Annotated in this window: 13 protein-coding genes; 7 read left to right on the top strand and 6 right to left on the bottom strand. The window is 60.3% G+C overall.

The window, feature by feature from the left end:
- Position 1 precedes the first annotated feature (1 nt).
- Positions 2–1,054, top strand: coding sequence for a histidinol-phosphate transaminase (hisC, locus tag J2Y39_RS25010; RefSeq protein WP_056782953.1), 1,053 nt, complete (start codon positions 2–4; stop codon positions 1,052–1,054).
- Between the two features lie 323 nt (positions 1,055–1,377).
- Here hisC and J2Y39_RS25005 read toward each other — a convergent pair whose 3' ends face one another.
- The 3 genes from J2Y39_RS25005 to algW all read right to left on the bottom strand — a co-directional run bounded on the left by J2Y39_RS25005 (position 1,378) and on the right by algW (position 5,461).
- Entirely contained in the window at positions 1,378–2,097 is a 720-nt protein-coding gene (locus J2Y39_RS25005; RefSeq protein ID WP_095180379.1) for a DUF4198 domain-containing protein, read from the bottom strand.
- 12 nt (positions 2,098–2,109) lie between these two features.
- Entirely contained in the window at positions 2,110–4,215 is a 2,106-nt protein-coding gene (locus J2Y39_RS25000) for a TonB-dependent siderophore receptor (protein ID WP_310220271.1), read from the bottom strand.
- Positions 4,216–4,303: 88 nt separating this feature from the next.
- The gene (gene algW, locus J2Y39_RS24995) at positions 4,304–5,461 is read right to left on the bottom strand and encodes a Do family serine endopeptidase AlgW (RefSeq protein ID WP_016770590.1); all 1,158 of its coding nucleotides are present in this window, start codon (positions 5,459–5,461) and stop codon (positions 4,304–4,306) included.
- Positions 5,462–5,565: 104 nt separating this feature from the next.
- Here algW and J2Y39_RS24990 point away from each other — a divergent pair, with 104 nt between their 5' ends.
- The 3 genes from J2Y39_RS24990 to cysN all read left to right on the top strand — a co-directional run bounded on the left by J2Y39_RS24990 (position 5,566) and on the right by cysN (position 9,399).
- Positions 5,566–6,324, top strand: coding sequence for a Nif3-like dinuclear metal center hexameric protein (locus tag J2Y39_RS24990; RefSeq protein ID WP_024011629.1), 759 nt, complete (start codon positions 5,566–5,568; stop codon positions 6,322–6,324).
- 249 nt (positions 6,325–6,573) lie between these two features.
- Positions 6,574–7,491, top strand: coding sequence for a sulfate adenylyltransferase subunit CysD (gene cysD / locus J2Y39_RS24985; RefSeq protein ID WP_016771664.1), 918 nt, complete (start codon positions 6,574–6,576; stop codon positions 7,489–7,491).
- Positions 7,492–7,500: 9 nt separating this feature from the next.
- Entirely contained in the window at positions 7,501–9,399 is a 1,899-nt protein-coding gene (gene cysN, locus J2Y39_RS24980; protein ID WP_073473760.1) for a sulfate adenylyltransferase subunit CysN, read from the top strand.
- A gap of 271 nt (positions 9,400–9,670) precedes the next feature.
- On the opposite strand, the gene J2Y39_RS24975 is transcribed toward cysN, so the two are convergent.
- From J2Y39_RS24975 to J2Y39_RS24965, 3 genes are read right to left on the bottom strand one after another with little or no spacing between them, the layout of a single operon-like run.
- Positions 9,671–10,576, bottom strand: a complete 906-nt coding sequence (locus tag J2Y39_RS24975; RefSeq protein ID WP_310220267.1) for an acyltransferase — start codon at positions 10,574–10,576, stop codon at positions 9,671–9,673.
- Positions 10,577–12,676: a phosphate acetyltransferase gene (pta, locus tag J2Y39_RS24970; protein ID WP_024011632.1), complete on the bottom strand. Its 2,100-nt coding sequence runs from the start codon at positions 12,674–12,676 to the stop codon at positions 10,577–10,579. It lies immediately after the preceding gene.
- 51 nt (positions 12,677–12,727) lie between these two features.
- On the bottom strand, positions 12,728–13,054 hold the full coding sequence (locus J2Y39_RS24965) for a DUF3565 domain-containing protein (protein ID WP_082530248.1): 327 nt from the start codon (positions 13,052–13,054) through the stop codon (positions 12,728–12,730).
- On the opposite strand from J2Y39_RS24965, the gene J2Y39_RS24960 reads away from it, so the two are divergent.
- The 3 genes from J2Y39_RS24960 (at position 13,023) to J2Y39_RS24950 (ending at position 15,372) form a co-directional block, all read left to right on the top strand.
- Positions 13,023–13,508, top strand: coding sequence for a peptidylprolyl isomerase (locus tag J2Y39_RS24960; RefSeq protein ID WP_016771661.1), 486 nt, complete (start codon positions 13,023–13,025; stop codon positions 13,506–13,508). The genes J2Y39_RS24965 and J2Y39_RS24960 overlap by 32 nt on opposite strands.
- Positions 13,509–13,631: 123 nt before the next feature.
- Positions 13,632–14,114, top strand: coding sequence for a glutathione peroxidase (locus tag J2Y39_RS24955; RefSeq protein WP_016771660.1), 483 nt, complete (start codon positions 13,632–13,634; stop codon positions 14,112–14,114).
- Between the two features lie 154 nt (positions 14,115–14,268).
- Positions 14,269–15,372, top strand: coding sequence for an NADH:flavin oxidoreductase (locus J2Y39_RS24950; protein ID WP_310220265.1), 1,104 nt, complete (start codon positions 14,269–14,271; stop codon positions 15,370–15,372).
- Positions 15,373–15,450: the final 78 nt, after the last annotated feature.

Genomic DNA, 15,450 nt, shown 5'->3' with positions numbered 1-15,450 from the left:
GATGAGTAAATTCTGGAGCCCGTTCGTCAAGGATCTGGTGCCCTACGTGCCGGGCGAACAGCCGAAGCTGACCAAACTGGTCAAGCTCAATACCAACGAAAATCCGTATGGCCCGTCGCCAAAAGCGCTGGCGGCGATGCAAGCCGAACTCAACGACAACTTGCGCCTGTATCCGGACCCGAACAGTGATCTGCTGAAAAACGCCGTGGCCGAATATTACGGCGTGCAAACCAGTCAGGTGTTCCTTGGCAACGGTTCGGACGAAGTGCTCGCGCACATCTTCCACGGTCTGCTGCAACACGATCAGCCGCTGCTGTTCCCGGACATCAGCTACAGCTTCTATCCGGTCTACTGCGGTCTGTACGGCATTGAATTCGATGCGGTGCCACTGGATGCGCAATTCCAGATCAACCCGGCCGACTACGCCAAACCGAATGGCGGGATCATTTTCCCCAACCCGAACGCCCCGACCGGATGCCTGCTGGCGCTGGACGCCGTCGAGCAAATCCTCAAGGCCAGTCCAGATTCGGTTGTAGTCGTGGATGAGGCGTACATCGACTTCGGTGGCGAGACGGCGATCAGTCTGGTGGACCGCTATCCGAATCTGCTGGTGACGCAGACGCTGTCCAAGTCACGCTCGCTGGCCGGCCTGCGTGTCGGTCTGGCGGTAGGGCACCCGGATCTGATCGAGGCGTTGGAGCGGATCAAGAACAGCTTCAACTCCTATCCACTGGATCGTCTGGCGATTGTCGGCGCGGCGGCGGCTTTTGCCGATCGCGAGTATTTCGACAAGACCTGTCGTCAGGTGATCGAGAGCCGCGAATGGGTGGTGGCGCAGTTGCAGGCTAAAGGCTTTGAAGTGCTGCCGTCGGCGGCCAACTTCATCTTCGCTCGCCACCCGCAGCATGATGCGGCGGGCATGGCGGCCAAGCTGCGCGAGCAGGGCGTGATCGTGCGGCACTTCAAGCAGGAACGGATTGCGCAGTTCTTGCGGATATCGGTGGGTACGCCGGAGCAGAATCAGGCGTTGATCGACGGCCTTGGCGACCTCTAAAAGCAAAAGCCCCTCACCCTAGCCCTCTCCCAGAGGGAGAGGGGACTGAATGGGGAATATTGCAGAGGTTCACCGACTTGAACGATTTGTATTGAATCCATAATCAACTCGGTCTTTCAGGTCGATGTATCCCGCAAGACAACTCGGTCGGCCCCCTCTCCCAGAGGGAGAGGGGGCTGAGTGGGAATATTGCAGAGGTTCACCGACTTGAACGATTTGTATTGAATCCATAATCAACTCGGTCTTTCAGGTCGATGTATCCCGCAAGACAACTCGGTCGGCTCCCTCTCCCGCCGGGAGAGGGCTGGGGTGAGGGTGTGCTTTTATTCGTGATGCGGCTCGCCAACGAATGTCAGCGAACTGAACAACCCACGACTGTCCACATCCACACTGTCCTTCACCGGCACTTCAACCTGCGCCGCAATCACATTCAACCCTTCATTACGCACCAGCACCTGCGCACGCCCATCCTTGTCGGTCTCGGTGCTCAGGGTGTTTGGCGCGCTGCGATAGTCGCCAATCAACTTCACCCCTGCCGCCGGTTTGCCATCGAGCAGCACCCGCACCGGTAACGATTTGCCCGGCCCGACCGTCAGCGGATCGACCTCCGGCAGGATCAGCAGTTTGATCTGGTCCAGTTTCGGCAATTTCGCCCCCGGCTGATAGATCGACAGGCTGTACTTGAAGGTCTGCGTGGCCTCGGTAGCGCCGGGCACTTTGCTGCGTCCTTCGTTGATCCACTTCTTGTCCGCCGTCTGCGACCACATGCCATTGTTCAGCGCCACGGCCATCACCGCCGGCGGCTTCAATGGTTTCAGCCGGGCATGATCGGCCAGGCGCTCGACGCTGACCGGGATCATTTTGCCGCTTGCGTCATATGCCCAGGCACCGCTGATTTTTTGTGCCTTGAAGGCGTTGTCTTCGGCGCCGTGACCGTAGACCACTTCGATGTTGCCGCGTCGTTCCTCTGTCCACAGGCCGTGGGCCGACACCTGACCGGTGAATAGCGCAGCGATGAGCAGAAGGGATTTGCCGTAGTGCATGGTGACGCCCTTTTACAGGTTGAGTGTCAGGCTGACGGTGAAATTGCGCGGCTCGCCGGGGTTGACCCAGTAGTTGCTGTAGGAGCGCTCGTAATATTTCTCGTCGAAGACGTTGTTCAGGTTGAGGCCGACCGTGACGTTGTCGCTGGCCTTGTAGTGCGCGAGCAAGTCGACGGTCTGGTAGGCCGGCAATTCGAAGTCGCTGCCGGATTCGCCCGAGCGATCGCCGACGTAGGTGAACGCTGCGCCGACGTCTGAACCGCGCAGACGGCCATCCTGAAATTCATAGACGCCCAGCAGACTGCCGCTGCGTTTGGCCACGCCGAGGATGCGGCTGCCGGTGGGAATGGTCGCGTCGCCCTTGGTCACCTCGGCGTCGATGTAGGCGAAGGCGCCGATGACCCGTATCGCGTCGGTCACCTGGCCGCTCACTTGCCAATCGAAACCCTGACTGCGCGCCTTGCCCATGGCGCGGCTGGTGTCGGTGCCCGGATCGAGGGCGAGGACGTTTTCCTTGTCGATGTGGAAGAAGGCGAGGGTGCTGCTCACGCGCTCATCGAAGAGTTCGTTCTTGATCCCCACTTCGTAACCGACACCTTCTTCCGGATCGAAGGATTTGCCGGAAGCATCCAGGCCGTTGTTCGGTTTGAACGAGGTCGAGGCGTTGGCGAACAGGCCGGTGTTCGGCGTGAGCTGATAGAGCAGGCCGGCGCGTTGAGTCAGCGCGTCGTGGCGTTGCTGACTTTTGGCGTTGCGGCTGTGATCGTCGATGCGCTGATCGAAGTGCTCGAAGCGCGCGCCGACCATGCCGCGCAGCTTGTCGGTGAAGATGATCTGGTCCTGCAGATTCAGCGCATGACTTTCGACGTGTTCGAAGAAGTCGGTGCCCGAGCGTGCGCCGTTGGGTTTCGGCTGGCCGTAGACCGGCTTATAGATGTCGATGGCGTAGGGGCCGCCAGCAATGGTGGTGACGCGTTCGTCCTTGCGGTAATTCTCGTACTCGGTGCCGATCAGCAATTCATGCTGCCACGGCCCGAGGTCGAACAGACCGCGCAGTTCCAGTTGGGTGATGCTGTCGTGCCAACTCGTGTCGCGTTCGCGCAAGCGGCGGTTGACCGTATGGCCGTCGGCGTTCAGCGCGCGTTGTTCCGTGGCGTCGCCCCAGAGCTTGCCTTCCTTGTAGTGGCTGGCCAGACGCAGTTTCCAGCTGTCGTTCAGATGGTGTTCAAGAGTGGCCTGGAGCAGGTTGTTATGGTTGTCGATGTTGCCGTCGTTGGGCTCGCCCAAGAACGTCGAGCGCGATACGCCGCTCCATTTGTTGTTCGGCGCCACAACGCCACGATCGAACGTCGAGTTGTGACGGACAATTTCGCTCTCCACCAGCAGCGAGGTGTCCGGGCTCAACTGCCAACTGATCGAGGGCGCAACGAATACCCTCTGGCTGTCGACGTGGTCGCGAAAGCTGTTGTTGTCTTCTACGGCGAGATTGATGCGCGAGAGCAAATCGCCCTGATCATCGAGGGGCGTGTTGACGTCCAGCGCGGTGCGGTAGCGGTCCCAACTGCCGGCGCTGGTTTGCACAGTGGTGAACGCTTCGGGCTGCGGTTTCTTGGTGACGATGTTCACCGTACCGCCGGGATCGCCCCGGCCGTACAGGCTGGCGGCCGGGCCTTTGAGCACTTCGATGCGCTCGATATTGGCCGCATCCGGCGTGCTCGGGTAACCGCGATTGGCGCTGAAACCGTCCTTGTAGAACTCGGACGTGGTGAAGCCGCGCACGCTGTATTCGTACAGGGTCAGGCCGCCGAAATTGTTCTGCTTCGACACGCCGCCGGCAAAATCCAGCGCACGTTCGACGCTGCTGCTGCCCAGATCCGAGAGCACACTGGCCGGAACGACGCTGATGGCTTGTGGGATATCGCGAATCGCCGTGTCGGTTTTGGTCGCACTGGCGGAGCGAGTCGCGCGATAACCGCTGACCGGGCCGGTCGGGGATTCGTAGTCGGAAGTGACGCTGATGGCTTCCAGTTCAACGGGCTGCGGCTCATCGGCGAAGGCGGGATCGCAGAGCAAACCCAGAGTCAGGCCCAACAGCGAGGCCTTTTTGCGAGACGACATGTTATGTTGTTCCAATTGCTAGAATTGAAACAATATAACATGCCTGTTGAGAGTGTCTGTTATTCGCGCCACTGGCGCGAAAACATTTTTACTCTTCTTTTTCTTTCACCGGTGCCGGTGGTGGACGCAGGCCGATTTCAGCGGTCAGCTTCAGCTCCTTGCCGTTACGCATCACTTGAATCGTCACCTTGTCGGTCGGTTTGATCCGCGCCACCTGGTTCATCGAGCGGCGACCATCGCCGGCCGGCTCGCCATCGATGCTCAGAATCACATCGCCCAGTTGCAGGCCGGCTTTCTGCGCCGGGCCGTCACGGAAGATTCCGGCGACGACAATCCCCGGACGCCCGGACAAGCCAAACGACTCCGCCAGCTCCTGAGTCAGCGGTTGTACTTCGATGCCCAGCCAGCCACGAATCACCTGGCCGTGCTCGATGATCGACTTCATCACTTCCATCGCCAGTTTCACCGGGATGGCGAAACCGATGCCTTGCGAGCCGCCGGACTTGGAAAAGATCGCCGTGTTGATGCCGGTGAGGTTGCCGTTGGCATCGACCAGCGCACCGCCGGAGTTGCCCGGGTTGATCGCCGCATCGGTCTGGATGAAGTCTTCGTAGTTGTTCAGCCCCAGCTGATTGCGGCCGGTGGCGCTGATGATGCCCATGGTCACGGTCTGACCGACGCCGAACGGGTTGCCGATGGCCAGCGCGACGTCACCGATGCGAATGCTGTCGGAGCGGCCGACGGTGATTGCCGGCAGGTTTTTCAGATCGATTTTCAGAACAGCGAGGTCGGTTTCCGGATCGCTGCCGATCACGCGGGCCAGCGTCTCGCGACCATCCTTGAGCGCCACGACGATCTGGTCGGCGCCGCTGGTGACGTGGTTGTTGGTGAGGATGTAGCCTTCCGGGCTCATGATTACCCCGGAACCGAGGCTCGATTCCATGCGCTTCTGTTTCGGCGAATTGTCACCGAAGAAGCGGCGGAACTGCGGATCCTCGAACAAGGGATGCGCCGGTTTGTTGATGACCTTGGTGGTGTACAGGTTGACCACCGACGGCGCGGCGATGCCCACCGCATCCGCATAGGACACCGGCCCCTGTTGCACGATCGTGGTCTGTGGCGCCTGTTGCAGATTGACGTCGAGGCTCGGCAGCCCGACCCACTCGGGGTAACGCTGAATAATCAACAGAGCGATAAGCACACCGGCCAACAGCGGCCAGCCAAAAAAACGCAGCGCCTTGAGCATTAAGCACGTTCCTGGAAAGGTTGCAGGCGAGGTCAGACCGCCCATAATGTCGCGCATTATACGAGGCCGCGCGCGCCTCTGAACGGGATATTTAGGAGTCTTTCATGGCCGTTGCCCTCAGCACCCTCGTCGAAGAAGCCGACCGTTACCTGGGCAGTGCAAAAATTGCCGATTATTGCCCCAACGGATTACAGGTCGAAGGCCGCCCGCAAGTGATGCGCATCGTCAGTGGCGTCACCGCCAGCCAGGCTTTATTGGACGCCGCCGTCGAAGCCGAGGCCGACCTGATCCTGGTCCACCACGGGTATTTCTGGAAAGGCGAAAACCCCTGCGTCACGGGTATGAAACAGCGCCGCTTGAAAACCCTGCTCAAGCACGACATCAGTCTGCTCGCCTATCACCTGCCGCTGGATCTGCACCCGGACGTCGGCAACAACGTGCAACTGGCGCGTCAGCTCGACATCACTGTCGAAGGGCCGCTCGACCCGAGCAATCCGAAAGTCGTCGGGCTGGTCGGTTCGCTGAATGAGCCAATGACTGCGCGGGATTTCGCGCGCAAGGTGCAGGAAGTCATGGGCCGCGAGCCGCTGCTGATCGAAGGCAGCGGCATGATCCGCCGCGTCGGCTGGTGCACCGGCGGTGGCCAGGGTTATATCGATCAGGGCGTGGCGGCGGGGGTCGATCTGTTCATCAGTGGCGAGGCCTCCGAGCAGACTTTCCACAGTGCGCGGGAAAACGACATCAGCTTCATCGCCGCCGGCCATCACGCCACCGAACGCTATGGCGTGCAGGCGCTGGGCGAGTATCTGGCGAAGCGCTTTGCCCTTGAGCACATATTCATCGATTGCCCCAACCCGATCTGAACTCACCGCAAACCCCTGTGGGAGCGAGCCTGCTCGCGAAGTCGTCAGACCTTCAATACAAAGGTGCCTGACACTCCGCCTTCGCGAGCAGGCTCGCTCCCCCGTTCGGCCCTGACGGCCGAACTGGTGGGCATATTCATATACCCTTTCGATCTAGTTGGCGTCCTGATTAGAAGAGGTCGCTGTGCTAGGATTCCTCGCTCGAACACGGCCCGCTGGCCGTTCATAAGAAAGCTTTCGTGAGTAGCCATGGTCGACAAACTGACGCATCTGAAACAGCTGGAGGCGGAAAGCATCCACATCATCCGCGAGGTGGCCGCCGAGTTCGATAACCCGGTGATGCTGTACTCCATCGGTAAAGACTCCGCCGTGATGCTGCACCTGGCACGCAAGGCGTTCTTCCCGGGCAAACTGCCGTTTCCGGTGATGCACGTCGACACCCGCTGGAAATTCCAGGAAATGTACAAGTTCCGCGACAAGATGGTCGAAGACTTAGGCCTGGACCTGATTACCCACATCAACCCCGATGGCGTGGCGCAGAACATCAACCCGTTCACCCACGGCAGCGCCAAGCACACCGACATCATGAAAACCGAAGGCCTGAAACAGGCACTCGACAAGCATGGTTTCGACGCAGCGTTCGGCGGCGCCCGTCGCGATGAAGAGAAATCCCGCGCCAAAGAGCGCGTGTACTCGTTCCGTGACAGCAAGCACCGCTGGGACCCGAAAAACCAGCGTCCGGAGCTGTGGAACGTCTACAACGGCAAGGTCAACAAGGGCGAATCCATTCGTGTGTTCCCGTTGTCGAACTGGACCGAGCTGGACATCTGGCAGTACATCTATCTCGAAGGCATTCCGATCGTGCCGCTGTACTTCGCCGCCGAACGTGAAGTGATCGAGAAGAACGGCACGCTGATCATGATCGACGACGAGCGCATCCTCGAGCACCTGTCCGACGAAGACAAAGCGCGCATCGTGAAAAAGAAAGTGCGGTTCCGCACCCTTGGCTGCTACCCGTTGACGGGCGCGGTGGAGTCCGAGGCCGAAAGCCTGACGGACATCATTCAGGAAATGCTCCTGACGCGAACTTCCGAGCGCCAGGGCCGGGTCATCGACCACGATGGCGCAGGCTCGATGGAAGACAAAAAACGTCAAGGCTATTTCTAAGGGGCTGTCATGTCGCATGTTTCTGATTTGATCAGCGAGGACATCCTCGCCTACCTGGGCCAGCACGAACGTAAAGAGCTGCTGCGCTTTTTGACCTGCGGTAACGTCGATGACGGCAAGAGCACCCTGATTGGGCGCCTGCTGCACGACTCGAAGATGATCTACGAAGATCACCTCGAAGCGATCACCCGCGATTCGAAGAAAGTCGGCACCACCGGTGACGACATCGACCTGGCATTGCTGGTCGACGGTCTGCAGGCCGAGCGTGAGCAGGGCATCACCATTGATGTCGCTTACCGCTATTTCTCCACCGCCAAGCGCAAATTCATCATCGCCGACACCCCCGGCCATGAGCAGTACACCCGCAACATGGCCACCGGTGCGTCCACCTGTGACCTGGCGATCATTCTGGTCGACGCCCGTTACGGCGTGCAGACCCAGACCCGTCGTCACAGCTTCATTGCTTCGTTGCTGGGCATCAAACACATCGTCGTCGCCATCAACAAGATGGACTTGAAGGACTTCGACGAAGGCGTGTTTGAATCGATCAAGGCCGACTATCTGAAGTTCGCCGAAGGCTTGAAGATGAAGCCGACCAGCATGCACTTCGTGCCGATGTCTGCCCTTAAAGGCGACAACGTGGTGAACAAGTCCGAGCGCTCGCCGTGGTACACCGGCCAGTCGCTGATGGAAATCCTCGAGACTGTGGAAGTGGCGGGCGATCGCAACTTCACCGATCTGCGTTTCCCGGTGCAGTACGTCAACCGTCCGAACCTGAATTTCCGTGGTTTCGCCGGCACCCTGGCCAGCGGTATCGTGCACAAGGGCGACGAAGTCGTGGTGCTGCCGTCGGGCAAGAGCAGCCGGGTGAAATCCATCGTCACCTTCGAAGGTGAACTGGAGCACGCCGGCCCAGGTCAGGCGGTAACCCTGACCATGGAAGACGAAATCGATATCTCCCGTGGCGACCTGTTGGTGCATGCCGACAACGTGCCGCCGGTCACCGACAGCTTCGAAGCGATGCTGGTGTGGATGGCTGAAGAGCCGATGCTGCCGGGCAAGAAATACGACATCAAACGCGCCACCAGTTACGTGCCGGGCTCGATCGCCAGCATCGTCAACAAGGTCGACGTCAACACATTGGAAGAAGGCCCGGCGAGCGCGTTGCAGCTCAACGAAATCGGCAAGGTAAAGATCGCGCTCGACGCGCCGATCGCCCTCGACGGTTACGAAAGCAACCGCACCACCGGCGCGTTCATCGTCATCGATCGCCTGACCAACGGCACCGTTGGCGCCGGCATGATCGTCGCTCAGCCAGTGGCCCATGGCACCGCCACCCACCACGGCAAACTGGCCCACGTGGCGACCGAAGAACGTGCCCAGCGCTTCGGCCAGCAACCGGCCACCGTGCTGTTCAGCGGCCTGTCCGGCGCGGGTAAAAGCACCCTGGCGTATGCGGTCGAGCGCAAGCTGTTCGACATGGGCCGCGCGGTGTTTGTACTGGATGGCCAGAACCTGCGTCATGACTTGAACAAAGGTCTGCCACAGGATCGCGCCGGGCGTACCGAGAACTGGCGTCGAGCCGCCCACGTGGCGCGTCAGTTCAACGAAGCCGGTTTGCTAACCCTGGCGGCGTTCGTTGCGCCAAGTGCCGAAGGTCGCGAGCAGGCCAAGGAACTGATCGGCAAGGATCGCTTGCTGACGGTCTACGTGCAGGCCTCGCCGACCGTGTGCGCCGAGCGTGATCCGCAAGGGCTGTACGCTGCTGGGGGCGACAATATCCCGGGCGAATCCTTCCCGTACGACGTGCCGCTGAATGCCGATCTGGTGATCGACACGCAGTCCCTGAGTCTGGAAGAAAGCGTCAAGCAAGTGCTGGAGCTGTTGCGTCAGCGTGGCGCGATATAAGCGTTAGGCACTAATGAAAAGCCCGCCGATGAGTGATCATCGGCGGGCTTTTTTAGTGTTGGGTGATCGTTCCCACGCTCCGCGTGGGAATGCCTCATTGGACGCTCCGCGTCCGCTTCGGCAGGGACGCGGAGCGTCCCGGGCTGCATTCCCACGCGGAGCGTGGGAACGATCAACTGTGGGAGCGAGCCTGCTCGCGAAAGCTTTATCTCATTCAACATCTTTGCAAGCTGATCCACCGCTTTCGCGAGCAGGCTCGCTCCCACAGGGGTCAGTGTTTGGGTGGATATTCGCGGTGCATCTGCTCCAGCAACGCATCCTTGTCCAGCCACAGCTGATTGATCCAGCCCTGGAACTGCAATCTATACTCGCCGTCCTGGTCGTAGTTCTTGCCGATGAAGGCCGGCGGGATTTTGATTTCTTCAAAATGCACCACCACATCACTCACATTGCCGCAGAGCAAATCCCAGAACCCCGGACGCCCGGCCGGGTAATGAATCGTCACGTTGACGATCGACTCCAGCTGTTCGCCCATCGCATCCAGCACAAAGGCGATCCCGCCGGCCTTGGGCTTGAGCAGGTATTTGAACGGTGACTGCTGCTGCGCATGCTTGCCTTCGGTGAAGCGTGTGCCTTCGACGAAGTTGAAAATCCCCACCGGGTTATGGCGGAATTTCGCGCAGGTCTTGCGCGTGGTTTCCAGGTCCTTGCCTTTTTTCTCCGGGTGTTTTTCCAGATACGCCTTGGAGTAGCGCTTCATGAACGGAAAGCCCAGCGCCCACCAGGCCAGCCCGATTACCGGCACCCAGATCAGCTCCTGCTTGAGGAAGAACTTCAGCGGCTGAATCTTGCGGTTGAGCACGTATTGCAGCACCAGAATATCCACCCAGCTCTGGTGGTTGCTGGTGATCAGGTACGAGTGCTGATAGTCGAGGCCTTGCAGACCGCTGAGGTGCCAGCGGGTGCGCCGTACCAGATTCATCCAGCCCTTGTTGTTGCTGATCCACGCCTCGTGGGTGTGGCTCATCAGCCAACCGGCAATGCGCTGGGTAAAGGCAAACGGCAGGGCCTTGACCAGCGCCACACAGAACAGGAACGAGCACAGCAGAATCGTGTTGAGCGCCAAGAGCAGCGAGGCGATCACGCCGCGCACGGGGGCGGGTAGAAAATCCAGCATTTACACATCCATAGGTCGGTTGGCGGCTTGAATCGCGGTGAGCGCGATGGTGTAGACGATGTCATCGACTTGCGCGCCGCGCGGCAGGTCGTTCACCGGTTTGCGCAGGCCTTGCAGCATCGGCCCGAGGCTGACGCAATCTGCGCTGCGCTGCACGGCTTTGTGCGTGGTGTTGCCGGTGTTCAGATCGGGGAACACAAACACCGTGGCGCGCCCGGCGACCTGACTGTTCGGCGCCAGTTGCCGGGCGACGTCGGCGTTGGCGGCGGCGTCGTACTGCAACGGGCCGTCGATCAACAGCGAGTTTTGTTGCTCATGGGCGAGCAGGGTCGCCTCGCGGACTTTCTCGACTTCTTCACCGCGCGCCGATTCGCCGCTGGAATAGCTGATCATCGCCACCCGTGGGGTGATGCCGAATGCGGCCGCCGAGTCAGCGCTTTGCAGGGCGATCTCGGCCAGTTCCGCGGCGCTCGGGTGCGGGTTCATCACGCAGTCGCCGTAGACCAGCACCTCTTCCGGAAAGAGCATGAAGAACACCGACGACACCAGCGTGCAGCCCGGCGCGGTCTTGATCAGTTGCAGGGCGGGGCGGATGGTGTTGGCGGTGGTGTTGATTACCCCGGAGACCAGGCCGTCGACCTCGTCCAGCGCAAGCATCATGGTGCCGATCACCACGGTGTCTTCCAGTTGCTGCTCGGCCATCGGTGCGTTGAGGCTTTTGCTCTTGCGCAGGGCGACCATCGGCTCGACGTAACGCTCGCGGATGTGGTCCGGGTCGAGAATTTCCAGACCCGGCGGCAGCACGATACCTTGCGCGCGGGCGACCGCTTCGACGTCTTCGGGTTTGGCCAGCAATACGCAGCGCGCGATCCCGCGTTCCTGACAGATTGCCGCTGCTTGCACGGTGAACGGCTCGCTGCCTTCGGGCAGCACGATGCGCTTGTTCGCCGCTTGCGCGCGCTGGATCAATTGATAGCGGAACACTGCCGGCGACAGGCGCATCTCCCGTGGCGTGCCGCAGCGCTGGTGCAGCCAGTTGGCGTCGAGGTGGCTGGCGACGAAATCAGTGATGATCTCCGCGCGCTCGCGGTCATCGATCGGGATTTCCTTGTTCAGGCCATTGAGCAGATTGGCGGTGTCGTACGAGCCGGTGCTCACCGACAACACCGGCAAACCGGCCTGCAACGCGCCCCGGCACAGGTCCATGATGCGCGGGTCGGGCAGGGTGTCACTGGTCAGCAGCAGGCCGGCCAGCGGCACGCCGTTGATCGCGGCAAGACTGACGGCGAGGATGATGTCGTCGCGATCGCCCGGCGTCACCACCAGCACGCCGGGCTTGAGCAGCTCGACGGTGTTGCGCATGGTTCGTGCGCAAATGATGATTTTGCTCATGCGCCGGGTTTCGTAGTCGCCCGCGTTGAGCACTTGCGCGCCCATCAGGTCGGCGACGTCACGGGTGCGCGGCGCGTTGAGTTCCGGCTGAAACGGGATGCAGCCAAGCAAGCGGAAATCACCGCTGCGCAGCAACGGCGAATGCTCCTTCAGACGCGTGGCGAAGGCGTCCATGCTCTCGTCGGTCTTGACCTTGTTGAGGATCACCCCGAGGACCTTCGGATCCTTCGGGCCGCCGAACAATTGAGCCTGAAGCTCGACACGGCCAGAAAGCTCGGCGAGCACTTCGTTTTCCGGCGCCGAGACCAGAATCACCTCGGCATCCAGACTCTTGGCCAGGTGCAGATTGACCCGTGCGGCGTAACTGGCGCTGCGGGTCGGCACCATGCCTTCGACCACCAGCACGTCTTTGCCGACCGCCGCTTGCTGATACAGGGCGATGATTTCTTCGAGCAGTTCGTCGAGCTGACCGTCGCCGAGCATGCGTTCAACGTGCGCCAGGCCTAACGGCTGCGGCGGTTTCAGACCGTGGGTGCGCGCCACCAGTTCGGTGGAACGTTCAGGGCCGGTGTCGCCCGGATGTGGCTGGGCGATCGGTTTGAAGAAGCCGACTTTCAGCCCGGCGCGTTCAAGTGTGCGCACCAGCCCGAGGCTGATAGAGGTCAGACCCACACCAAAATCGGTGGGGGCGATAAAAAAAGTTTGCATGGGAATTCTCTATGCAAGGGTGTCAGCCTATGTCTGGCCGACTACCGAAATTCAGTCGCCAAGGTTATCGCTAACCGAGCCTTGTGCACACCAACCGCAGGCAAAGGGTTGACCTGTTTTTTCAATACGTTGCGCCGGATCCAGGACCCAGGCGCGGGTTTGCCACGGCGGCTGGTGGCGCAGGTGCTGGGTGTGGCCACAGGAAAGCTCGACCACCCAATGGCCGTCTTCGTCCTGATGGAAGCCGGTGATGGTCGAAACCCGTTTGTCCGGGTTGTGGTCGCTTTCACGCGATTGCTTCGCTAAACTTGGCCTTTCTATATTCTTATGCAAAAGGTCTCGCCCCATGCTGATCGCCGCCAATAAGGCTGTCTCCATCGACTATACCCTGACCAACGACGCTGGTGAGGTCATCGACAGCTCCGCCGGCGGCGCTCCGCTGGTTTACCTGCAAGGCGCAGGCAACATCATCCCGGGCCTGGAAAAAGCCCTTGAAGGCAAAGCTGTCGGCGACGAGCTGAAAGTAGCCGTTGAGCCGGAAGATGCTTACGGTGAATACGCCGCTGAACTGGTCAGCACCCTGAGCCGCAGCATGTTCGAAGGCGTTGACGAGCTGGAAGTCGGCATGCAGTTCCACGCTTCGGCGCCGGACGGCCAGATGCAGATCGTCACCATTCGTGATCTGGACGGCGACGACGTCACCGTTGACGGCAACCACCCTCTGGCCGGTCAGCGCCTGAACTTCGAAGTGAAGATCGTTGATATCCGTGACGCCAGTCAGGAAGAAATCGCTCATGGTCACGTCCATGGCGAAGGTGGCCATCACCACTGATTTTCTGCGCTAAGCTTCGAGTACTGGAGAGGCGCCTGTGGGCGCCTTTTTAGTCCGCGGCTGTCCTTGGTGGCCTCGCCAAGTGGCTGTTTCGAGTAGAACACGAGAATCCTGGAGTTCGGCATGAGTGCTTTTCACGACCTTAAGTTGACCGCCCTGGATGGTCAGGAGCTACCGCTGGCGCCGTTCAAGGGCCAAGTCGTGCTGGTGGTCAACGTGGCCTCCAAATGCGGCTTGACCCCTCAGTACGCGGCACTGGAAAACCTCTACCAGCAATACAAAGATAAAGGCTTTGCTGTGCTGGGCCTCCCGTGCAACCAGTTTGCCGGCCAGGAGCCAGGCTCGGAGAAAGAGATCCAGGAGTTCTGCAGCCTCAACTATGGCGTGACCTTTCCGTTGTCGAGCAAGCTCGAAGTCAACGGCCACGAGCGGCATCAGTTGTATCGCCTGCTGGCGGGCGAGGGCGCCGAATTTCCCGGTGACATCACTTGGAACTTCGAAAAGTTTCTGCTCGGCAAGGACGGCCGGGTGCTGGCGCGGTTCTCGCCGCGCACCGCGCCGGATGATCCGACAGTGATTGCCGCGATCGAAAAAGCCTTAGCCTGAATCAGAAAATCGCAGCATTGAGCTGCGATTTTTTTGCCTGCCTTTTGACCCTTAATCACTCTGATCAATAGTGCTGTCACGCGAAGGATGTGGTGGATATTATCGCCGTCATATCGATCAATATCTGTCGCCAATGTTTTCGTGGAGCCTCTCGATGCCCGTTAAAGCCCTGTTCAAACCGTTCCTTCTCGGTGCCCTCGAACTGCCGACCCGCGTGGTCATGGCGCCAATGACCCGTTCGTTTTCGCCGGGCGGTGTGCCGAATTCCAAGGTCATTGAGTACTATCGCCGTCGTGCGGCCGCCGGGGTTGGTCTGATCATCACCGAAGGCACCACGGTCGGCCACATCGCGTCCAATGGCTATCCAAACGTGCCGCAGTTTTTCGGTGAAGCGCCGCTGGCCGGCTGGAAAAATGTTGTCGACGCCGTGCACGCCGAGGGCGGCAAGATCGTCCCGCAACTGTGGCACGTCGGCAGCGTACGTCGCCTCGGCACCGAGCCGGACGCCAGCGTACCGGGCTACGGTCCATCGGAGAAACTCAAGGACGGTCAGGTCGTGGTGCACGGCATGACCAAGCAGGACATCCAGGACGTGATCGCCGCGTTTGCCCAGGCTGCCAAAGATGCGCAAAGCATCGGCATGGACGGTGTGGAAATCCATGGCGCCCACGGTTATCTGATCGACCAGTTCTTCTGGGAAGGCAGCAACCAGCGCACTGACGAATACGGTGGCAGCCTGGCCAACCGTTCGCGTTTTGCCATCGAATTGATTCAAGCAGTGCGTGCAGCCGTCGGTGAGGGTTTCCCGATCATCTTCCGCTTCTCGCAATGGAAACAGCAGGATTACACCGCGCGTCTGGTGCAAACACCCGAAGCGCTGAGCGAGTTTCTCAAGCCGCTGTCTGACGCTGGCGTGGACATTTTCCACTGCTCGACCCGACGCTTCTGGGAGCCGGAGTTCGACGGCTCGGATCTGAACCTCGCTGGCTGGACCCGCAAGCTGACCGGCAAACCGACCATCACCGTGGGCAGCGTCGGCCTGGACGGCGAGTTCCTGCAGTTCATGGTCAACACCGACAAGGTCGCGCAACCGGCCAGCCTGGAAAACCTGCTGGAGCGTCTGAACAAAGAAGAGTTCGACCTGGTAGCGGTGGGCCGCGCGCTGCTGGTCGATCCGGACTGGGCGCAGAAAGTCCGTGAAGGGCGTGAGCAGGACATTCTGCCGTTCAGTCGTGAGGCGTTGATGACCCTGGTTTAAGCAGCGCCAGTTCGACCTTTTCGCGAGCAGGCTCGCTCCCACCCTCTACTGCATTTCATATGACGGAATGCGGTGCCC

Source organism: Pseudomonas sp. 2957 (assembly GCF_031456345.1).
GTDB lineage: Bacteria > Pseudomonadota > Gammaproteobacteria > Pseudomonadales > Pseudomonadaceae > Aquipseudomonas > Aquipseudomonas siliginis.
The sequence above is the reverse complement of the archived record's forward strand: the minus strand, read 5'-3'. Positions and strand labels throughout refer to the sequence as shown.